The organism is Imperialibacter sp., from assembly GCF_048007035.1.
In the GTDB taxonomy this organism is placed as follows: domain Bacteria; phylum Bacteroidota; class Bacteroidia; order Cytophagales; family Cyclobacteriaceae; genus Imperialibacter.
The window spans coordinates 2,896,716-2,917,898 of the sequence record NZ_CP180355.1; the positions used below are offsets into that span (position 1 = coordinate 2,896,716).

General features: G+C 47.7%; 20 protein-coding genes and 1 pseudogene. 13 read left to right on the forward strand and 8 right to left on the reverse strand.

From position 1 onward, the window contains the following. Window positions 1-46: 46 nt before the first annotated feature. The gene (locus ACMVP2_RS12430; RefSeq protein WP_416867919.1) at window positions 47-1,789 is read right to left on the reverse strand and encodes an ABC transporter ATP-binding protein; all 1,743 of its coding nucleotides are present in this window, start codon (window positions 1,787-1,789) and stop codon (window positions 47-49) included. Window positions 1,790-2,089: 300 nt separating this feature from the next. Between ACMVP2_RS12430 and ACMVP2_RS12435 the strand changes: the two genes are divergently transcribed. Continuing rightward, the gene (locus ACMVP2_RS12435; protein WP_416867920.1) at window positions 2,090-3,565 is read left to right on the forward strand and encodes a flavin monoamine oxidase family protein; all 1,476 of its coding nucleotides are present in this window, start codon (window positions 2,090-2,092) and stop codon (window positions 3,563-3,565) included. Between the two features lie 63 nt (window positions 3,566-3,628). Here the strand turns inward: ACMVP2_RS12435 and ACMVP2_RS12440 are convergent, their stop codons facing one another. The 3 genes from ACMVP2_RS12440 to ACMVP2_RS12450 form a co-directional block, all read right to left on the reverse strand. Continuing rightward, window positions 3,629-5,080, reverse strand: coding sequence for a potassium/proton antiporter (locus ACMVP2_RS12440; RefSeq protein ID WP_416867921.1), 1,452 nt, complete (start codon window positions 5,078-5,080; stop codon window positions 3,629-3,631). Between the two features lie 11 nt (window positions 5,081-5,091). Next, complete coding sequence (locus tag ACMVP2_RS12445; protein ID WP_416867922.1) at window positions 5,092-5,640, reverse strand: DUF3124 domain-containing protein; 549 nt, start codon at window positions 5,638-5,640, stop codon at window positions 5,092-5,094. A 129-nt stretch (window positions 5,641-5,769) separates the two neighbouring features. Further along, complete coding sequence (locus ACMVP2_RS12450) at window positions 5,770-6,105, reverse strand: hypothetical protein (protein ID WP_416867923.1); 336 nt, start codon at window positions 6,103-6,105, stop codon at window positions 5,770-5,772. Between the two features lie 357 nt (window positions 6,106-6,462). Here ACMVP2_RS12450 and rmuC point away from each other — a divergent pair, with 357 nt between their 5' ends. Genes rmuC through ACMVP2_RS12465 form a run of 3 tightly spaced genes read left to right on the forward strand, consistent with a single transcriptional unit; the run spans window position 6,463 to window position 8,832 of the window. Next, complete coding sequence (gene rmuC, locus ACMVP2_RS12455; RefSeq protein ID WP_416867924.1) at window positions 6,463-7,797, forward strand: DNA recombination protein RmuC; 1,335 nt, start codon at window positions 6,463-6,465, stop codon at window positions 7,795-7,797. Window positions 7,798-7,856: 59 nt separating this feature from the next. Then, window positions 7,857-8,237, forward strand: a complete 381-nt coding sequence (locus tag ACMVP2_RS12460) for a co-chaperone GroES (protein WP_151997806.1) — start codon at window positions 7,857-7,859, stop codon at window positions 8,235-8,237. A gap of 16 nt (window positions 8,238-8,253) precedes the next feature. Next, window positions 8,254-8,832 carry a Uma2 family endonuclease gene (locus ACMVP2_RS12465; protein ID WP_416867925.1) on the forward strand — a complete coding sequence of 193 codons (579 nt, stop codon included), beginning with the start codon at window positions 8,254-8,256 and terminating at the stop codon, window positions 8,830-8,832. A gap of 5 nt (window positions 8,833-8,837) precedes the next feature. On the opposite strand, the gene ACMVP2_RS12470 is transcribed toward ACMVP2_RS12465, so the two are convergent. Together ACMVP2_RS12470 and ACMVP2_RS12475 are read right to left on the reverse strand one after the other, a co-directional pair. After that, complete coding sequence (locus ACMVP2_RS12470; RefSeq protein ID WP_416867926.1) at window positions 8,838-9,821, reverse strand: Gfo/Idh/MocA family protein; 984 nt, start codon at window positions 9,819-9,821, stop codon at window positions 8,838-8,840. Between the two features lie 86 nt (window positions 9,822-9,907). Continuing rightward, a complete protein-coding gene (locus ACMVP2_RS12475) occupies window positions 9,908-11,137 on the reverse strand; it encodes an FAD-dependent oxidoreductase (protein WP_416867927.1) in 1,230 nt (409 codons plus the stop codon). Between the two features lie 106 nt (window positions 11,138-11,243). On the opposite strand from ACMVP2_RS12475, the gene ACMVP2_RS12480 reads away from it, so the two are divergent. The 4 genes from ACMVP2_RS12480 to ACMVP2_RS12495 all read left to right on the forward strand — a co-directional run bounded on the left by ACMVP2_RS12480 (window position 11,244) and on the right by ACMVP2_RS12495 (window position 15,132). Further along, complete coding sequence (locus ACMVP2_RS12480; RefSeq protein WP_226940404.1) at window positions 11,244-12,161, forward strand: hypothetical protein; 918 nt, start codon at window positions 11,244-11,246, stop codon at window positions 12,159-12,161. Continuing rightward, window positions 12,158-12,568: a DUF2141 domain-containing protein gene (locus ACMVP2_RS12485; protein ID WP_416867928.1), complete on the forward strand. Its 411-nt coding sequence runs from the start codon at window positions 12,158-12,160 to the stop codon at window positions 12,566-12,568. Before ACMVP2_RS12480 ends, ACMVP2_RS12485 begins: the two co-directional genes overlap by 4 nt. A gap of 59 nt (window positions 12,569-12,627) precedes the next feature. Beyond that, window positions 12,628-13,566, forward strand: a complete 939-nt coding sequence (locus ACMVP2_RS12490; RefSeq protein WP_416867929.1) for a DUF1684 domain-containing protein — start codon at window positions 12,628-12,630, stop codon at window positions 13,564-13,566. Between the two features lie 81 nt (window positions 13,567-13,647). Next, entirely contained in the window at window positions 13,648-15,132 is a 1,485-nt protein-coding gene (locus ACMVP2_RS12495; RefSeq protein WP_416867930.1) for an SLC13 family permease, read from the forward strand. A 5-nt stretch (window positions 15,133-15,137) separates the two neighbouring features. On the opposite strand, the gene ACMVP2_RS12500 is transcribed toward ACMVP2_RS12495, so the two are convergent. Next, a complete protein-coding gene (locus ACMVP2_RS12500) occupies window positions 15,138-16,010 on the reverse strand; it encodes a DMT family transporter (RefSeq protein ID WP_416867931.1) in 873 nt (290 codons plus the stop codon). Between the two features lie 26 nt (window positions 16,011-16,036). Next, on the reverse strand, window positions 16,037-17,032 hold the full coding sequence (dusB, locus tag ACMVP2_RS12505; protein ID WP_416868200.1) for a tRNA dihydrouridine synthase DusB: 996 nt from the start codon (window positions 17,030-17,032) through the stop codon (window positions 16,037-16,039). Window positions 17,033-17,092: 60 nt separating this feature from the next. Between dusB and ACMVP2_RS12510 the strand changes: the two genes are divergently transcribed. The 5 genes and pseudogenes from ACMVP2_RS12510 to ACMVP2_RS12530 all read left to right on the forward strand — a co-directional run bounded on the left by ACMVP2_RS12510 (window position 17,093) and on the right by ACMVP2_RS12530 (window position 21,121). Then, window positions 17,093-18,034, forward strand: a complete 942-nt coding sequence (locus ACMVP2_RS12510; RefSeq protein ID WP_416867932.1) for a CPBP family intramembrane glutamic endopeptidase — start codon at window positions 17,093-17,095, stop codon at window positions 18,032-18,034. Continuing rightward, window positions 18,027-18,233 (forward strand): putative signal transducing protein, encoded by a 207-nt coding sequence (locus ACMVP2_RS12515; protein WP_350072989.1) that lies wholly within the window; start codon window positions 18,027-18,029, stop codon window positions 18,231-18,233. Before ACMVP2_RS12510 ends, ACMVP2_RS12515 begins: the two co-directional genes overlap by 8 nt. Further along, a complete protein-coding gene (locus ACMVP2_RS12520) occupies window positions 18,214-19,044 on the forward strand; it encodes a phosphatidate cytidylyltransferase (RefSeq protein ID WP_339785209.1) in 831 nt (276 codons plus the stop codon). Before ACMVP2_RS12515 ends, ACMVP2_RS12520 begins: the two co-directional genes overlap by 20 nt. Window positions 19,045-19,187: 143 nt before the next feature. Beyond that, on the forward strand, window positions 19,188-20,462 hold the full coding sequence (locus ACMVP2_RS12525) for a Glu/Leu/Phe/Val dehydrogenase (protein ID WP_317489209.1): 1,275 nt from the start codon (window positions 19,188-19,190) through the stop codon (window positions 20,460-20,462). 4 nt (window positions 20,463-20,466) lie between these two features. Further along, window positions 20,467-21,121 (forward strand): annotated as a pseudogene (locus ACMVP2_RS12530) (phosphatidylserine decarboxylase family protein). The last annotated feature ends 62 nt before the right edge of the window (window positions 21,122-21,183 follow it).

Here is a 21,183-nt window from a genome sequence, read left to right on the forward strand (position 1 = left end):
GGAAGCCAGCCGCCACTTACTGTCTACTGATTACCAATTACCTTCCTTAAATCCTCGCCTGATAAGTATACAAATCAAAGTACCGGCCTTTCTTCTCTATCAGCTCTTCATGCGTACCCCTTTCAGCAATTTTTCCCTGCTCAATCACCAGGATCTGATCTGCCCGGCGGATGGTGCTGAGACGGTGAGCAATGACAAATGTGGTGCGGTCTTTCATCAGCTCTGCCAAACTCTTTTGGATCATTGACTCGCTTTCTGTGTCCAGGTTGGAGGTAGCTTCATCCAGGATGATTACCTTGGGGTTGGCCAGAATGGCCCTGGCAATGGCAATACGCTGGCGCTGCCCCCCTGAAAGTTTAACGCCTCTTTCACCAATCACGGTGTCCAGCCCCTCTTCGAAGCGATCAGTAAACTCATGCACATAGGCGGCCGTTACCGCATTTTTCAGCTCCTCTTCGGTGGCGTTGGGCCTTGGGAATAAGATGTTTTCCCTTATCGTCCCTTCAAAAAGAAAATCGTCCTGCAATACTACGCCCAGGTACTGACGGAAGCTTTTCAGCCCCACTTTCGAAAGGTCTTCCCCGTCGAGCATAATGCGGCCGGATTTTGGCGTGAGGAAGGTGGCTGCCAAACCCGCTATGGTTGTTTTACCCGAGCCTGAAGAGCCCACCAGGGCTGTGACCGAACCAGAAGGAGCGGTGAACGTAATATCGTGGATCACTTCCTTGCCTTCTTCATAAGCAAAACTGACATTCTCAAAGGCATAATCACCTTTCAGCTTTTTCAGCTGTATCGGCCTTTCCTCCGGCATGTCTTCAGGATCCATGTTCATGATTTCCTCTGTGCGGTCAAGTCCTGCAAAGGCCTCGGTTAGCTGGCTGCCGATATTGCTCATTTGCACAATCGGTGCAATCATAAAGCCCAGGTAGAGGGTGAAAGCAATGAAATCACCCATGGTCATCTCGTTGGTGATGATCTGGTAGCCACCTATGCCCATAATGCCTGTGGAAGCCAAACCAAGCAGGAAAGTAGCGGAGCTCGTCACTAGTGCGGTGGCAGTAAGGCTTGCTTTCACATTTTGAAAAAGCCGCTCCACGCCAGCTGCAAAAGTATTGTTTTCCTGCTCTTCGGCGTTGAAGCCTTTGATCACCCGAACGCCATTCAAGGTTTCAGTGAGGCGGCCTGTCACTTCGGCGTTGATCACACCACGCTCTCTGAAAATAGGGCGGATTTTCCCAAAGGCCTTCATGGCGATAAAGGCGAAAATACCTACCGGCACCAACACGTAGAACGTCATTATCGGACTGATGCGAATCAGCAGCACCAGCGAAATAACGGCAGTAATGCTTCCCCCAACCAATTGAACCAGGCCGGTACCTACCAGGTTTCGCACGCCTTCCACGTCGCTCATGACACGGCTGACTAAGGCGCCTGACTTGTTGTTATCAAAATACGAAATGGGCAGCGACAAAATCTTTCGCTGCACCTGTGCCCTGAGTTTACTAATGAGCAGCTGGGCCTCTACGCTAAGCAGGCGGGTGAGAGAAAACGACGTCACGGCTTGCAAGGTAATGGATGCCACCACGGCTATGAGCAACAACTTAAGCATGTGTAAATCGTGATTCACGATCACGTCGTCGATCAGGTATTTGGTGGCTCCCGGCAGCACTAAGCTGGCCAGGCGACTGATGATGATGAGCACCAGGCCAACCGCCACAATCTTGCGACGTGGCCAGATAAAGTCTTTGAACGCCTGGGCTACGGTTACTTTTGATTTCGGCTTGGACATGAAAAAAGGGATGGTTGGATTCGGTTGTAAGTTAACGGATTAGTAACTGATTTAGCGGGGTAAATAGTTCTACCTAAGACGGGCGCCCTGTCAGAAAGACGCACAGGCATCATAGATTACTTTAAGAACAGGATAAAAAATCTCATTTAGTGTGCGACTTGCCTGTGGATGGCATTTATCAAAGCAAGCGAATTATTACGAAATTCTGTACTTTCATTTTTTGTAACTACTTCGAAAGGCCAGTATCGAAGCATGTTTCATCTGCTATCAAGTTATTTTATCCGTTAACCCAACCACAGCATGCACCCTACCTTTACCCGCCGGGACTTTGTAAAACTCAGTTCAATTCTCGCAGCCGCTTTGGCCACACAGCCTGTACAGGCGCTGTCCGTCAACGACCCCTGGAAATCGAAACGTGGCTCTAAGCAAAAAGTGATCATTATCGGCGCAGGGATGTCCGGTTTAGCGGCCGGTATGGAATTGCGCAACCTGGGTCATGACGTCCAAATCATTGAGGGGCAGATGCGGGCCGGAGGTCGTGTGTTTACTGCCCGCAATATGTTTGCTGACGGACTCTATGCCGACATGGGCGCCGCCCGAATCCCTGAAGATCATGAGTGGACCATGAAATATGTGAGGCAATACGGGCTTGAGCTATATCCTTTCAACCCCTCTGAAGGCGGTTTGCTGCACATGGTAAAAGGGGAAAAAATCCGCTATACCAGCAACCAACCAGCACCATTGAAAGATTATCCCTTTTCACTCACCCCCAAAGAAGTCGCCATGGACTGGGCGGGCATTAGTACACAACCGTTTCAATCCATCATGACTCAGGTGGGTGATGCCCGGGATTTGAGCTGGCCACCGGCCGCCATTGCAGGCTACGACAAGCTCACTTTCAAAGAGTTTCTTGTGAGCGAGGGCTACAGCCCGGATATCGCTGGTGCGCTGATGCTGGGTTGGGAAGAAGCAGGGGAAAAAGGACTCTACTTCTCGATTCTTGAGATGGTTCGGGAGACAATCCTGTCGTTTGGTGCCACTCGCAACAAGATTGTGGGAGGCAATGACCTGCTGCCCCGTGCGTTGGCCAAAGACCTTGGGCGATTGATACAATACGGCACCAAAGTTCTGGCCGTCGATCAGGATGAGACGGGTGTAAGCGTAACCGTGGATAGAGGAGGCGAACGCTCCACACTCAGGGCCGACAGGGTGATTTGTACCTTGCCATTGCCGGTGCTGAAGAAAATGGATTTTGTGAAGACGCTCTCGGGCCCCAAACAAACTGCTATCAACAATATGGGGGGCTGGAACCTCGGTCGCACGGCGATGCAGGTAAAAGACCGCTACTGGCGAAAGGACGGCCTGACGGGCTTTGCTGCTACTGACCTTCCTTCCGAAATCTGGGATCCACACTATGAGTCGGATGCCAACCGGGGCATTATCGCTCACTATGTGAAAGGCAGGGACGCAGGTAAGTTTATGACAATGAGTGCTGAGGAGCGCCTGGCCTTTTCTGCCAACCATGTCGACTCGGTTTTTCCCGGCCTCAAGCCGCAGCTGGAAGGGGCCTTTATTAAAGTTTGGGGTGAAGACCCCTGGGCCGGGTATGCGCACGCCATCGGCACGCCCAATGACTTAACGTTACACCTGCCCCACCTGATCACGGCCGAGGGCCGCATTCACTTTGCCGGGGAGCATGCTTCCGCCTATCATGGGTGGATACAGGGTGCTATTGAGTCAGGCAACAGAGCGGCGAAGGAGGTAAATAGTTTTTGAGGTCGGCAGGCTGGTTGTGAAGACACACCCAGCACACTCGGCGCCTGTTCTGAGGCTCTTGTGTCAGGCGAAAAGCTCTCGGGTGGAGTCGATACTGCTAACATCGTCCCCAATGATATATAGGAAGTCGCCCTCTACCAGCTCCGTAGCTCCGCCGGGCACAAAATACTTTTTGTCCCGTTTGATCATTACCACCAGCACAGAGGCAGGTATGCCCAGTTGGTAAATTTTCTTTCCCACCACACTGCTGTCGGGGCGTACCAGTATTTCCGAGGAAGTGCCTTTCACGTTTTCGATGAAGCCGGAGCTCAATCCCTCAGGTACCTTGTCGGCATCTTTCACTCCCAATAATTTGGCCATAAAGGAAATGGTGGTGCCCTGAATAGTCACTGACAGCAAAGTGATGAAGAAAACGATATTGAAAATTACATCAGCATTTTCCACGCCTGCCACCATGGGATAGGTGGCAAAAACGATGGGCACAGCGCCCCGCAGCCCAACCCACGAAATAAAAAGTTTGGTACGAAACCCAAGCCTGAAGGCCGCCAGGCTCACAAACACACTCAATGGTCTTGCTACCAGGATCATAAACAAGGCTATTGGAAGGCCAATTGAAATGACGGGAATGATTTGGGATGGAAACACCAGTAGCCCAAGCGTAAGGAACAATATGATTTGCATCAACCAGGCGACCCCATCAAAGAATTTGATAGTCGAGCTTTTGTGAATAAGGTTGGTGTTGCCCAACATCACGGCACAGATGTAAACTGCCAGAAAGCCATTGCCCCCAATAAAATCGGTGACGGAGAACGTAATAAAGCATAAGGTGAGTGCAAGCACAGGGTATAGTCCTTCGAAATCCAGCTTGATTTTGTTGATCACCAGCTTGCTTAGCTTCCCGAAGAGGAAGCCAGAGGCTCCACCCAAAGCAAATTGAAAGAAAAGGCTCCCCAGCGCCGCAACAAAATCTAACTCGTGCACCTGTTCAATTCCTACAAGCGTGATGGTGAGAAAGTAGGCCATGGGGTCGTTGCTCCCACTTTCAAGCTCAAGAATGGGCCTTATATTTCCTTTCAGGTTGATCCCTTTTGACCGAAGAATAGAAAATACAGCTGCTGCGTCCGTTGAAGATACAATGGAGCCCAGCAGGAGTCCGTCAAGAAGTGTAAAGTCTGATATCCAGTAAATAAACAACCCCACGCTGCCTGCTGTAAGAAACACCCCCACCGTGGCCAGGGTGATACCCTGGCCAAGCACCGGTTTCACACTGTCCCAACGGGTGTCGAGCCCGCCTGAAAACAGAATGATGTTCAAGGCAACCACGCCAATGAACTGCGCCGATACGGGATTATCGAAATAGATGCCCCCAATACCATCCGAACCTGCCAGCATGCCAACAATAAGAAAAAGAATAAGGGTAGGCACGCCCAGCTTATAGGTTGTTTTGCCGGCAAAAATGCTCAGCAGCAGCAGGATGGAACCCACCAAAAGGATATTGTGACTGGTTATGACCATCTGCTTTCTGTCTATTTTTTTACTACAAGCCCAATGCTTTTAAACTCATGGTCCCTTCCTGCCGTTTTTCCATACATCAGTGCCTCCACCACTGGCTGGAAGACGGCCGTTTCGGCACTCCATTCTACAAAAAAGTTGGCGCCAGACCCACCCGATTCGTCGTTCTGCGGAATAAAGTACTCGATAGTTTCCATTGGCCCCGCTTCTACGATGCCGGGTGTAAAGTGCCTGACCAGCTGGCCTCGGGTGTCGTAGTAGTCAACCCGGGTGATGTTAATTGACGTGGTGGGGTCGGTGTTCCGTATGCTCAACAAGATAGAAAGATTCTGCCGGGAATTGTCGGACAATGGGATACTTGAATAGGCGGGCACATACATCTTCTGGCCTCTCGCCAATGTGATGTCTGGTGGAGCCACATAGTTTTCTTCGATGTGGCTTTCACTCAATATTGAAATGTCTTCCTGCATCTGGGCCAGGTAGAGGGTAATGACTACGAGAAATATATACCCAAGCAGAAAGCCCCCTGCAATTCGCAGGAGTTGTTTTTTTGGATCATCCATGTAAGCTTCTTTTTTAGTTAAAACTGTATAAAGGCAGATTCAATCCGCCTGATATTCGGTATCAGTCTTTTGCGGAGGCGGGAAATGTGAAAGCAGCACCCACCTGCGGCTGACTAAAAAAAAGGGATGTTACCTGAAGAAATGAAAGGGGAATAGTTGTGTGGATCGGAAAAGCTGCAGCCACGGCCAGGCATTCCCCGCCGATTGAACCAAATCATTGCCATTGACATGCACAGCCGAAAACGCAGCAGGGCGTGCACAAAAGAGAAGAAGGTAAGGTAGTTGGGTTTTTTGGCGAGTGGGGTTAAGCCGGGATTGGAATAAAAACTCCACTGCTGTGTCGGATGTGAGCGAGGTCAGCTCGTCATCGTGTTGGTCGAAAACGGTGCGCACAGTCTCGTTTCCCGGGGGAAAAGCGATGATGAGTAAAAGTAAGAGTGCGATGACCCGGAACCGTAGCAGCATATTGCAAAATAACAACATTTGAGACAAAGGGAAAGACAAAGAAGTTCCATGGAATGGTAAACTTCATTCAACACAGGGTCGGGGGTTTATCTTTAAGCTGTTCAACTGCCCCGAGCCGGAATCCCCAAAGCCGTGCACTATCGAGGCTAAAACAGTTTTGAAAGTCATTCTATAGGTTGTGCGGGTCTGTTTTAGTAATGCATCTTTAACCCATCAACTTATTTAAGAACAATACATTTGCCCACTTACGATTGCGGGCAATAAATGAAAATTAGTGGCACATCAGGGAATAAAAGGGTAACGAAGGTCTTAACTTAGCAGCACTATTTTCGGCACTAAATCTCTTACACGTTAACCATGGATTTGATTTCACTCCTTATCGGATTGGCCATTGGCTTGGTGGCTACAGCACTTGTCCTGCTAGCCAGGCAGTCGACTACCAAACAAAGTTTGCAACGTGAGTTCGAGGCAAAAAGCAATGAACAGAATACGCAAAACGCCTTACTGAAGGGAAAGCTGGAAGATGTGGAGAAAGAGGCAGCCGGATATGTGCAGGAGATTAAGGCAGAAAGGGAAAAGGTAATTCAGCTGAGCACACGCAACTCTACGCTGGAAGCCAACTATAAAAATCTACAGGAGAGGCTGAAAGAGCATAAAAAAGAGGTGGCAGAGCTTCAGCAGCGTTTCACTGTGGAGTTCAAGCACCTTGCTCAGGAAATCTTTGAAGAAAAAAGCAAAAAATTCACAGACCAGAATAAGACAAATATAGCCGAGGTGCTCAATCCGCTACGGGAGAAAATAGCCGAGTTTGAAAAAAAGGTGGAAGACACCAACAAAGAAAGCCTGAAGTGGAACAGCAGCCTGAGCGAGCAAATCAAAAACCTTCGGGAGCTGAACCAGCAAATCACCAAAGAAGCAGAGAACCTCACCCGAGCCTTGAAGGGCGACAGCAAATCACAGGGAAGCTGGGGGGAAATGCAGCTGGAGGCAATCCTGGAAAAAGCCGGGCTCCAGAAAGACATCCATTACTTTAAAGAGAAGAACTTCAAGAATGAGGACGGCTCCAATCAGCGCCCCGACTACATTATCAAACTTCCGGATGATAAGTACCTCGTACTCGATTCTAAAGTGTCGCTAACTGCCTACACTAACTTTTTCAATGCTGAAAACGACCTGGAACAAGCGAAATTCCTGAAGATGCATATTGATAGCATTTACAGCCATATCAAGTTGCTCGGCGAGCGCAACTATCAAAATCTTTACGAAATAAGCCAGCCCGACTACGTGATGATGTTTGTGGCGAACGAACCTGCACTGACTGTTGCTTACAAAGAGGATCATGCGCTTTATGAAAAAGGCCTGGACAAAAACATCGTGCTGGTGTCTACCACCACACTGCTTGCCACCCTGCGCACTATCTCGTACATATGGAAGCAGGACATGCAGAACAAAAATGCTGAAGAGATTGCCAGGCAAGCCGGCGCACTCTACGACAAGTTCGATGGCTTCGTGGCCGACTTGGTGAAGGTGGGCAACAGCCTTAAACAGACCAAGGAAAACTACGATGCGGCAATGAATAAGCTGGTAGATGGCAAGGACAACCTTGTTCGCAAAACCGAGCGGTTGAGAGAGCTGGGAGCAAAAACTACCAAGCAACTTGACCAGAGGCTCATCGACAGATCAATGGACTAAACTGTTTTGTGCGTTTTTTGGTTTAAGAGTAACTTTGAAACCTGATGAAGGAAAAAAGAATGGAATTGACAGCAGACAACAAGCTGAAAAAGCTGGTGATAGTGGGCGACAGGGTATTGGTCAAGCCAAAAAAGGAATCAGAGAAAACCGAAAGTGGGCTTTACCTGCCTCCAGGAGTGCAGGAGAAAGAAAAAATACAAAGCGGATACATCGTGAAAGCCGGGCCTGGCTACCCTATTCCTATGCAGGCCGACGACGACGAACCCTGGAAAGCTGAGGAGGACAAAGTGAAATATGTGCCGCTTCAGGCAAAAGAAGGGGACATGGCCATTTTCCTGCAAAAGGCTGCCTTCGAGGTGCACTACAAGGGAGAAAAGTACTTCATTGTGCCGCAGTCGGCTATTTTGATGCTGGAGCGGGAAGAGGATTTATTTGATTAGACTTCAGTTTATCTAAATGGCAGCCACTCTCTTAAAATTTCCTGAAAGAATCCGATTTTCGGATGACGAATTGCTGGAAATCTGCCTGGCTAACAAAGAACTACGTATAGAAAGAGACGTAAAGGGAAATCTCATCATTGATTCACTGGCGGGATGCCATACAAGCCGCTTCGGCTTAAAAATTCTAGCACAGCTGGGCAACTGGGCAGAGAAAAATTCCAGCCTTGGAATAGCTATTTCCAATGGCGGATTAATTTTGCCAGATGGCTCTATGAAAGCTGCTCCCGCAACCTGGGTGCCGTTAGAAAAATGGAATCAAATCAGCGACGAACAGAAAAACAAGTTTGCCCCAATTACACCGGAGTTCGTATTTGAGCTTAAATCTCCTTCTGATTCTATCCCCGCCTTGAAGAAAAAGATGGAAGAATGGATAGCCAACGGAGTACAATTAGGCTGGCTGATCGACCCGGAACCGAAAAAAGCGTTTATCTACAAGCCTTCTCAGCCTGTCAAAGAGGTTGACTCATTTGATTTTTTCCTGGACGGCGAAAACGTGCTACCTGGCTTCCGGCTGGATCTTTCGAAATTGATATAGGTGGATTAAACATCCGCCTCGTACTTCAACCCAATTTTTTCCCTGATTCTGTCGAGGGTCTTTAACACAAGGAGGCTGTCGCCATAGCTCCAAAGATCGCTCTCTGTTTTGCCTTCATCCAGGCATTTGTGCACTTCTGCCACCTGGTAGTTAAGCCCATTGCTCGGGTAGTCAAACTTCACAAGGCCACGGGGCTTCCAGTCTGTAAAAATATTGATATTGGTTTGCCCCCAAAAAGGCTGATCTATCTGGATGCGGCTCTTCGATCCGTTGATGCTGGCCACCTGAGTATTATTTGAAATAATGGAGCACGAAAGGCTGGCAATTGCCCCATTGTCATACTCCAGCAGCATAGCACACTGCTCATCCACACCGGTTGGCCCAATCACTCCGCTGGCCTGTATTTTTGTCGGCTCACCCAGAAGGGCTGTCGTGAGAAAAACAGGGTAAATACCCACGTCGAGCAATGCCCCGCCGCCTAATTCTTTGTTAAAAAGCCGGGCTCCAGGGTCATAGGGAGCTTTGAAACCAAAATCAGCCTGAATAGAAACAACATGACCTATCTCTTCCTTTTTAACGATCTCAATCACCCGCTTCATCGACGGAAGAAACCTTGTCCACAAAGCCTCCATTATAAACACACCTGACTCACGGGCCACCTCATATACCTCTTTGGCCTGCTGGTAATTCATGGCGAAGGGCTTCTCGCAAAGAACTGGCTTGCCAAAACGCAGACAGGCTTTTGCCAGTGATGCGTGGGACGGATGCGTAGTGGCAATGTAAACTATGTCAACTTCCTTGTCGAGAATGAGATCTTCATAGTTATCGTAAAACGTCTTCGCTTCAAAACGTTCGGCAAAAGCCTCTGCATTTTTTTTGTCTCTTGAGGCCACTGCTACCAGCTGGGCAGTGGGAATCACTTTTAACGCTTCCGCAAATTTGTGGGCAATTCTCCCCAGTCCAACAATCCCCCAGCGATAGGTATTCATTAATTCTCTTTTATTAGAATAGTATTAGACAAATCTTTAGCTAAATACATCAATATTTTCATTTGAACGCCAATTTATAACAATAGTTATACTATCAAACCACTACTTTTTAACCTGCTGAGTGAGAGCAAAGTAGGGAGCCCCTGCTGACCGGCGATAATACTTGCTGCCATTTTTCCCAAGCCAGGCCCATGCTTAAAACCATGACCCGACCCTCCGCCCAGCAACCAAACGTTCGAAGCTTCGGGATGCGTATCCAGGATAAAACTGCCATCGGGCGTATTCGTGTATTGGCAGACCCTGGACTCAATCAGCGGCAACGTTCCCAGGCCGGGAAACCTGTAATGCACATAATCCCTTGCCCTTTCCACTTCCGGCTGTTCTGGCATCCGGCTCTGGGTTGTTGGATCAACTTCACGACCCCGCTTGTCAGACGCTACCTTAAAGCCCCTGTGGAAGCCGCCGGGAATTCCATAAAAGCCACCATCATGGGCCATGTCAATCCAGCTGGGCAAATTTGCTTCAAAAAAACCAGCTTTTGCAGCAGGCAAACCAAAGTAATGTACTTCCTGCCGGGTCACAGCCAGGTGCGGTGCAAGCACATCTGAAAACAACGACTTAAGCCACGGCCCCCCGGCGAACAGGTAGATGTCTGACTCATGCCTGCTCCCGGATGAAGTTTCACAGACTCCCATTATACCATTTCCAACTGAACCTGGCGTCAACACCTCTGCAAAGTATTGACCTCCCTCTGAGACGAATTTTTTCAGCACCGCCTGGCAGCTTTCCCGGGCTTTAAGCACACCAGCCTTTTCTTCCAGGATCAGGTACGAAAAGTCGGAGCAATTGATATACGAAAATCGATCTGGTACTTCACTGGCTTTGAAAATCTTGTAGGGAAGGTTCAAACCATCCATCTGGGCGACAGCGCTCTGCATTTCATTGTCATTTTCACCTACCATCCACAAATTGCCTGTAGTATGCAATAGCTTGCTACCCTCCCATGCTTCCGTTTCCAGCCACATATCGTACGACTCGTTGGCCAGCTTCGTATAAAAGCTATTGCTTCCGTACACGCTCCTCATCAACCTTGTTTCTCCACCAGAACTTGATAGGGAATTGCCTGCGCCCCATGGGTCAAACAGCGTTACTTTGTAGCCAAGCCTAAGCAAATTCAGCGCTGTCCACCCGCCAAAGGCACCCGCACCAGCCACAGCAATACGGGTGGACAAAGGAAGCGCAGGCTTAAAAACATCCGCAACATTATCGGCCTCAGCGTATCTGGGAGCGATGGTCGACATATTTTTCCAGGCCATGGGGTATAATTATTTTGATGTGTTATTAGAGTTCAGGTAACTTGATTTTACTTGGTAAATGAAATTTATGTAATATTGAATTAGAACCTTAATTAAAAAGAAAATTATGGAAGAACAGGCGTCGGGATTTCTTTTGGCTTGGCACAACTTCATGGAAAATGGAGCCTATATATTGATTGCTCTCGCAGTTGCTATATACATTATTACAAAGCTTCGCATTTCCAGTTTTAAAGAGCTCAAGCAGAAGTATGATTTTACCAGCAAATATGAATCAAAGCTCCTTTGGGTGATGCATTTGTGCATTGCGCTGGCCATTACAGCGTATGCCAACACTTACAAAGACGAGACAGTCGAACTGAACTTTGTGTGGTTCTTCGTTAGGCTGTTTATCACCATTGCCATAGGTACTTTGTACGGTTATGTTGCATTTCTTATCCTTAAATTCTATTACCCTACAGCCCAATCAAAAAGGCTGAAAAAGTTCAGATATACTCCCCGGGTCAATCCTAAAACTGGCAACAAAATGAAGCTGCTTAGTGAAGAAGAAGAGGATGTTTACCTTGACGAGGGGATGCAGGCGGAAGAGAATATCTTCAGTGTTGATTACGATGTATGGATAGATCAGGAAACAGGCGAAACTAAGATTGAAAAGTATCCGGGCAACCTCATTGCGATTGAGTGCGACAGGTGTGGTTTCCAAACGCTGAAGCTTGAAAGCGAGGAAATAATCAGCGAAGCCACGGAAACAGAGGAAGGCAAAATTGTTCAGCACTACAAATGCTCGTACTGTAACCGCATAAAGCACAAAGACAAGAAATTGGGGCTGGTTAGAAAAGACGGCCAGTTTATTGTGCCGGAGAACGCCACTTTTGTTGATGATCCTTTGGGTGGTAAAAAGGTGATTCTTATCAAGGTGGAGATTCATGCCAAAGACGGTGAATCTAAATCCTTCGAGTTCCAAAACCTTAAAGAGGCGCAGAAATTCATGGACGAGTTTGACTTTGACCGAGTAGTGGAAAAGTGATAGTAGTAGTTCTAAGCCTTCTTTTGAATTGGCTCCAAAGCGATTCATCAGGCACACTTACTGTGGAGGTCAAAGGGATAAAAAACGTAAAGGGCGACATTCGTGTGGCCCTTTACGATTTAAAAGAAAATTTTCTCACAGATCGGCTTTACAAAGGCAGGGTAGAAAAGGTAAACGGAGAGTCGGCGCTGGTGCAATTCACAAGTCTTCCCTTTGGCTCTTATGCCATTAGTGTGTTTCACGACGAAAATGAAAACGGCAAGCTTGACACTGGCCTGTTCGGCATACCAAAAGAACCTTATGGTTTTGGAAATGATTCCATGGGGGTATTAGGCCCTCCTGATTTCGAAGAAGCTTCAGTTGACTTTCAGGCAAAGACTGCCACCCACAGCATCTCGCTTCGATAATTCGTCAGATATTACTATCTCGTAAAAAGGAAAAGCATAGTCTACCGACCAATCCAGCCATGAAAGTCTCAACGATAATTGTCCGTCTTTCCTTTTTATCGCTTATCACGTATTTTCTTTTGACCTCTTGCGACCATAAAATGTCGGAGGAAGAAGTAGCAGCTTACAAAGTAGCCCATCAAAAATGGCAACAGGAACGAATCGAAAAACTGAAGGCCCCCAACGGCTATGTCAACCTTGCAGGCCTTTACATCCTTAACAGGGGCTTGTCTACCTTCGGGTCGGATTCGTCCAATAAGATTGTATTTCCTGAAAAAGCCCCCGCTTTTCTTGGTAAGCTGCGAGTGACAAATACCAAATCTGTACTGTATGAGGCTCCCTCTGAGCCTGTGGTAATGATGAAGGAAACAGGAAAAGACTCAATTTGGGAAGCCCCCGCCCTGCAGCTGGTTTATGACGATTCGATGCATATGAGTCTGCAAATGAGCCACGAGGCGCTTACCTGGTTTGTTATCAAAAGAGGTGATGAGCTGGCAGTGCGCCTGCGAGACTTTGAAAACCCAAAATTAGACTCTCTTCAATCGATCGATTCCTACCCTGTGGATGTGAATTGGGTGGTCACCGCTGAATTTGAGCCGTACGATCCCCCTAAAGTGCTGAAAATCCAAAACATCCTTGGCATCACTTATGACCAGCCAAGCCCGGGCAGGCTTGTGTTTGAAAAAGATGGCGAGGAATATGCGATCGATGTGACAGAAGAAGGTGATGAGTTTTTTGTGACTTATGCTGATGAAACAACCGGAGAAGAAACGTACGGAGGTGGCCGCTATATGTATACTACAAAGCCCAACAGCAGCGGGGAAGTGGTGATGGACTTCAACAAGGGATACAATCCACCCTGCGTGTATACACCTTTTGCAACTTGTCCGCTTCCTCCCCCTCAAAACAAGTTGAAGGTGGCAATATTGGCCGGGGAAAAATTTGCCCGCAACTATTGATTGTCCACACTTTTGATCAAAGGATTGGGCTTTTCTGTGCTATTTTCTAATTTCAGGCACCTACCTAAATATATCCACTGAATGGAAAGCAAATCGCTGGCTTCTAAAATTGGACTCGTGCTGGGGCCAGTCCTTTTCATTATCTTCCAGTTTATAGTGCAGCCCGAAGGGATGAGCGAATCGGGCCGCTCCGTCTTAGCCTGTACCCTTTGGGTAGCCACCTGGTGGACAACAGAAGCCATTCCTATGGCTGCTACTTCATTATTACCCATTGTGATACTTCCATTAACCGGCGGCGCCAAAATTGACACAGTGACAGCCGCTTATGGCAATAAAATTTTATTCCTCTACATGGGAGGCTTTATTATCGCCATTGCCATGGAGAAGTGGAACCTGCACAAAAGAATCGCCCTCACCATTATTTCATGGGTAGGCACCAACAGCCGGGGTATCGTGCTCGGCTTCATCATCGCTACGGCGTTCCTTTCCATGTGGATTTCGAACACTGCCACTTCGCTCATGATGGTGACTATTGGCATTGCGTTGATCAGTCAGCTTGGAGGCATTATCGACAAGAGTGACATGCCTGACAAAGTGAAGCTAAAGGCGAATTTAGGCAAGGCGCTGATGCTCAGCATTGCCTATGCGGCTTCCATCGGAGGCATGGGAACATTGATAGGTACGCCTACCAATGTCGTTTTCTCTGCCATTGCTCAGCAGCTTTTCGATATCGAAATATCTTTTGCTCTTTGGATGGCTTTTGCGATGCCTCTTGTTGTAGTTCTGTTAACAATCCTCTGGTGGTATATGGTGAGGGTGGCTTACCCGCTGCCCAAAAAACCACTGGCGGGGGGCAGGAAGCAAATCGAAGACGACCTGAAAGAACTGGGCAAAATGAGCTGGGAAGAAAAAGCCGTCTTTGCTGTCTTTACCCTAACAGCCTTTTCCTGGATAACCAGTTCATTCCTTCTCAAAAAAGTCCTTCCTGGTCTTGACGACACCATCATTGCCATGAGCGGTGCATTGGCTTTGTTTCTGGTCCCTGCTAAAAGCGAAGCCAGCAAAATGGTCATGGACTGGGAGTCGGCGGTGAAGCTCCCCTGGGGGATAATTGTGCTGTTCGGTGGTGGGCTGGCATTGGCAGCTGGCTTTCAGGAGTCTGGCTTGGCTGAATGGATTGGCCAGCAAATGTCGTTGCTCGAAGGCGTTAACCTCCTGCTTCTTATTTTTATAGTCGCCCTCATGCTCAATTTCTTAACCGAGGTCACTTCCAATGTAGCCACGGCTTCTATCATGCTGCCGATTTTGGCGGCACTTTCTCAGTCGATTGGTGTGCACCCGTTTGGACCAATGATCGCCGCTACGCTCGCTGCCTCCTGCGCTTTTATGCTACCTATTGCCACTCCGCCAAATGCCATCGTATTTAGTTTTGGCCATGTGGAAATGAAAGATATGATTCGAAAAGGCTTTGCACTGAACCTCGCCAGCACGGTGCTGATAACGCTTTCGGTCTATTTTCTGATGGAGCTGGTGCTCGGTATCGACTTATCAGTTAACCCGTTTTAGGTGAACTACTTTCTGTTGGCAATAAAAACACCCGCAAGAATAAGCGCCATGCTTATATAGTGGGTGACAAGTAGTTTTTCTCCGTCCAGAAGACCCCATATCACCGCAATGAGGGGTATGATATAAGTGACTGAACTGGTGAACAAGGGTGTTGAAATTTGCACAGTTTTATTGAATATAATCAATGCAATAGCTGTCCCGACAACACCCAGAATGCTTATATAGCCAAGGGCCTCCCAGGCTCCTTTTGTATAAATGATTTTTGTGCTGAAGTCAGTGGCGCTTGCCAGAATAACCAGGGCAAGGGGCAGCACCATAAGCAGCGAAACACTGGTAATTGTCAACGGTTTCAGGTCTGCGAGATACGCCTTGATGATGTTCAGGTTGGTAGCGTACAAGATAGTAGCAAGCACCACAAAAAGCGCATAAAAATTGAAGCCTGAGATACCGCCATCGCTCCCGGCAAAAATCAAAAGTACAGTACCCACAAAGCCAATAGCAATGCCAATAGCGTTCCTTCTGGTGAAAGTGGAACTGAAAAACCAGCTTCCTATCAAAATGGTGAAAAGCGGCGTGAGTGCGTTGAGCGACCCTGCCAGCCCGCTATCGAGATGCGTTTGAGCAAGGGCAAACAAAAAAGCAGGCCCGAAACTTCCTACAAAACCAGCAAGAAGAAGGATCTGCCAGTTCCGCTTCGAAAGTTTACCAATCCGGCTTACTGCCACCGGCAGAAGGAACAAGCCCGCTGTCACTATCCGAAGGGCACCAAGTTCCAATGGAGAATAGACTTCGAGTCCTCTTTTTATCAGAATAAAACTGCTACCCCAAATGAAGGAAAGTGTAAACAATAAAAGCCATGCGAGTGCTTTGTCACTCATCTGGCTGGCTGGCTTGCTCATATTATCTATGCCTCCACGAAAGCGTTCATGAATTCCTGCTCCATTTCACAAAGCAGTTCATCAACCTGTTCATAGGCGTCGAACTCTACCAGCTTTTGCCTGTAGGGCTTTATGTTGGGGATGTTTCTAAAATAACTGGTGTAGTGCCTGCGCATTTCCAGAATGCCGGTCTTCTCACCTTTCCATTCCACAGAGAACTTAAGGTGCTTTCTGGCCACCTCTATTCTTTGCTTCATGCTCGGCGCTGTCAGCTTTTCTCTGGTTTTCATGAAATGTTTGATCTCATTAAAAATCCATGGATAGCCAATTGCTGCCCTTCCTATCATGATGCCGTCCACTCCATACCTGTTCTTGTATTCAAGCGCCTTTTCCGGAGTGTCAATGTCGCCATTGCCAAAGATCGGTATCTGTATCCTGGGGTTTTCCTTCACTTTTCTGATCAGTGTCCAGTCGGCTTCACCCTTGTAAAGCTGCGCTCTGGTTCGACCATGTATGCTCAGGGCTTTGATCCCCACATCCTGAAGCCGTTCTGCTACCTCTTCTATGTTGATACTACTGTCATCCCAGCCAAGCCTGGTTTTTACTGTCACTGGCAAGCTTGTAGATTTTACCACTGCCTGGGTCAGCCTGACCATCAGCGGGATATCCCGCAGCACCCCGGCACCCGCACCTTTGCAGACCACTTTCTTCACCGGGCAACCGTAGTTGATATCCAAAATATCGGGCTGGGTAGCATCCACTATTCTCGCCGACATAGCCATGGCCTCCTCGTCGCCACCAAAAATCTGAATACCAATAGGTTTTTCGTAAGGAAAAATATCGAGCTTCTTGCGGCTTTTTATGGCGTCACGGATGAGGCCTTCGCTGCTGATAAACTCGGTATACATCAGGTCGGCGCCGTTGTCTTTGCACACTGCACGGAACGGAGGATCACTTACATCCTCCATGGGTGCCAGCAAAAGCGGGAATTCTCCCAGTTCTATGTTACCTATTTTTACCACCGTATGTCTACCTTTAGGGCCGAATGTGACCAGTTGTGTTACATCAGCTAATCTAACAAGATGCAAAAATACAATAGTTTCCTTGAAATCAGAGATTTGAAGGGGCCGGGGCTTGGCCTCTTTCAGCTGGTTTTATTTTGTTTTGGTGGAATGATCGTGTTTCAGATAATTTCCGTGCTGCCGCTGATGCTGCTTTTTAATACGGGGTTTGAAGAAACAATGAGGCTCCTGACGGATATGGGCGACCCACGATCCAAAGTGGCGCTGTACACCACCCAGGCTGTGGGATCGCTCGGAGCGTTTATTCTCGTGCCCCTGTTCTACATCAAACTCTATCAAGGCACAAAAGTAAGCACTTATTTTTCCGTTGACACCCGCAATTGGCAACCATTGATTTATGTCACCCTGATCACTTTCTGCTTCATGGTTGTCAACAGTCTTTTCATAGAATGGAACCTCAACCTGAAGTTTCCGGAGTTTATGAGCGGCTTTGGGCAATGGGCGCAGGCGAAAGAGGAGCAACTTAAAGTCATTACCGACTACCTGACCGACTTTTCAGGTTTTGGCGAACTACTGGTTGCATTACTTGTCGTGGCCATTATACCCGGCATTGGTGAAGAGCTGCTTTTCAGAGGTCTTATCCAAACCCGACTTCAGCAGCTCACACGCAATCCGCATATCGCCATTTGGGTAGCAGCTATTTTCTTCAGTGCATTTCATTTTCAGTTCTATGGCTTCGTTCCCCGGATGCTCCTGGGCGCACTTTTTGGCTACATTTTCTACTGGTCGGGTAGTCTGGTGCTGGCCATGGTGGCGCACTTCTTTAACAACGGGTTTAGCCTGGTGATGCTTTACCTGTACAAAAATGACCTGGTCGGGTTCAACATCGACGATACAGAGACGGTGCCTTTGGAAACAGTAGGGTTTTTCTTTATTATTGGTGCTGCCCTCACTTACCTCTTTATTAAGTTTCACAGGAACCTGGAAAACGCTGATGGATAACTGGCAAAAGGTATATACGACTAACCAACAGCACAAAGCAGAGATTGTGAAGGCAGTATTAGAGGAAAATGATATTTCCGCTGTGGTAGTTAGTAAAAAGGATTCTCTCTATCAGTTGGGCAACTATGAGGTGTATGTTTCATCTGAGAATGTCCTCAGCGCTGTGAAAATGATCAACGATGACATCCATTTTGAATAGGTTCAACAACCTAACCCAAAGAATTATCGCAGCAGTCATAGGAGCCCCTATCTTGCTCTTCCTGATTATTTACAGTCCCTACACGTATTTTGCCATTTTTTTCATCCTGACTCTTCTTACCCAAATGGAGTTTTACAACCTGGTGCGGCTTCATGGTATTTTGCCGTTGCGCTTTCTGGGTTGCTTTATTGGAACAATTATATTTTGCCTCACCTTCTTTGTGGAAACAGGAGAGATTGACGGTAAGTACGCCTTTCTCGTTTTTCCTTTGCTAGCCACCATCTTTTTTATTAAGCTCTATAAGAAAAACGAAAAGAACCCATTTACCAATATTGGTTTTACCTTTCTGGGGATCATTTATGTAGCCGTGCCTTTTGCACTCCTAAACCTTATCGCCTTCTCAAGAGGGGAATATCATTGGGAGATAATAGTTGGACTGCTACTGATACTTTGGGCAAGCGACACCGGTGCCTACTTTGCAGGTGTCAACTTTGGCAAAACCAAGCTTTTCGAAAGAGTGTCCCCAAAGAAGTCCTGGGAAGGAAGTGTGGGAGGGGCCCTGACCTCCCTTGCAATGGCCTACGGCCTTTCCATGTACTTTACCGTGTTGCCTCTCTGGGAATGGCTCTCCATTTCAGTCATTATCATAGTGGCCGGCACTTATGGCGACCTGGTGGAATCTCTTTTCAAAAGAAGCATGGAAATCAAAGATTCGGGCAAAAGCATTCCAGGTCATGGAGGGTTTTTGGATCGATTTGATGGATTGTTGCTATCCGTGCCTTTTATTATCGTTTTTTTAAGGCTTCTTTGATTTTACCAGCGTGCAAAGCCATCATTCTACAGATAGTTGACACCTTTGCTAAAAAATGTACATTTCAGCTTTTTTGAGCAAACTTTCTATTGCTTTTAGTAGCTTTGCCACCGAATACAACACATTAACCCTATTATATTTTTATGGCTTACATAGAACCGGCACCGATAAAGGATAAAGAAAATCCTTTCGAATCGATGATGTCCAGGTTTGACATTGCAGCAAAATGTCTTGGACTGGATGATGAGGTGTACAACGTGCTGAAGTCGCCCGTTAAGCAGGTAATAGTGAACCTTCCTATTACCATGGATGATGGCAGCGTACAAGTGTTTGAAGGCTATCGGGTAATTCACTCCAACATTCTTGGCCCTTCTAAAGGTGGCATCCGCTACGACATGGACGTTCACCTGGATGAAGTAAAAGCATTGGCCGCCTGGATGACGTGGAAATGCGCTGTGGTGGACATTCCCTATGGTGGTGCCAAAGGCGGTATCATCTGCAATCCACGCAATATGTCTCCAGGGGAGATCGAACGGTTGACCAGGGCCTATACGGGTGCGCTTGTTGAAATCTTCGGGCCTGACAGAGACATTCCAGCCCCCGACATGGGTACCGGCCCTCGTGAAATGGCCTGGTTGATGGACGAATACTCCCGTGCTCAGGGCATGACTGTGAATGCCGTTGTTACGGGCAAGCCCCTGGTTTTGGGTGGTTCTTTGGGCCGCACCGAGGCTACCGGTCGTGGGGTAATGATTACTGCGCTGGCGGCAATGGAGAAATTGAAAATTAATCCTTACCATGCGAAAGTGGCCGTTCAGGGATTTGGTAACGTAGGCTCATGGGCCGCTACGCTTTTGGAAGAAAGAGGTGCCTCGGTCGTTGCTGTGAGCGATATTTCCGGAGCCTACTACAACGACAGCGGAATTGACATTAACAAAGCCATAGAGTATCGGAATGCCAATAACGGCTCACTTGAGGGCTTTAAAGGTGCCGAAAAAATTGCGGGCGATGATCTGCTCACCCTTAACCTCGACGTTTTGGTGCCGGCAGCAAAAGAAGATGTGATTACCGTGCACAACGCAGACCAGATAAAGGCGAAGCTGATTGTGGAAGGCGCCAATGGGCCAACTTCAGCCAAAGCCGATGCTTTGCTGAACGACAAGGGCATCATGGCTGTGCCTGACATCCTGGCCAACGCTGGCGGGGTAACTGTATCCTACTTCGAGTGGGTGCAAAACCGCCTTGGCTATAAGTGGACTGCCGACAGGGTGAGCCGCCGGTCTGACCGGATCATGAAGGATGCGTTCAACAACGTGTTCAAAACCTCTCAGGAGTATAATGTTTCTTTAAGGATTGCCGCTTATATTGTAGCCATCGATAAAGTAGCTAAAACTTATAAATTCAGAGGTAGATTTTAGAAAGATGACAATACACAAAGAAGGTAGAACATTATTGCTGGTGATGGCGATTATTTTCATCGGCTTGAACTACGTAGTTTTCAACTATGTGGCAATGTCGCTTATTCATACCCTGGTGCTTGCTGCCAGCATTGTGATCTACCTTCTTGTTCTTCAGTTTTTCAGGCTTCCAACATGCGTGACCCCCGAAGACCCTAAAGCTGTTTATGCACCTGCCGAAGGAAAAGTGGTGGTGATCGAAAAAACCACCGAAGACGAATGCCTGAAAGACGAGCGCATACAGATTTCTATTTTTATGTCGCCTCTTAACGTGCATGTCAACAGGGCTCCCATCAAAGGAAAAGTGAGCTTTTTTAAATACCACCCAGGGAAATACCTTGTTGCCTGGCACCCCAAGTCGAGTACCGAAAATGAAAGAACGACTGTGGTCATGGAAAACGACAAGGGTGTGAAAGTGCTCTTCCGCCAGATAGCCGGCAGTTGCCCGCCGCATCAAATGGTATGTGAAAGAGGGCGACCAACTGACCCAGGGCGAGGAGTTCGGGTTCATTAAATTCGGTTCCAGAGTCGATGTGTTTTTACCGCTTGACGCCAAAATTGAGGTCAACATCAACGACAAAACTACAGGCGGCAAAACGGTGATTGCCAGGCTGGCCTAAAGCATTCACTTTCACATAGGTGGTTTAGTGAAAAGAAATTTATATCTTTTCATAAAAACCAA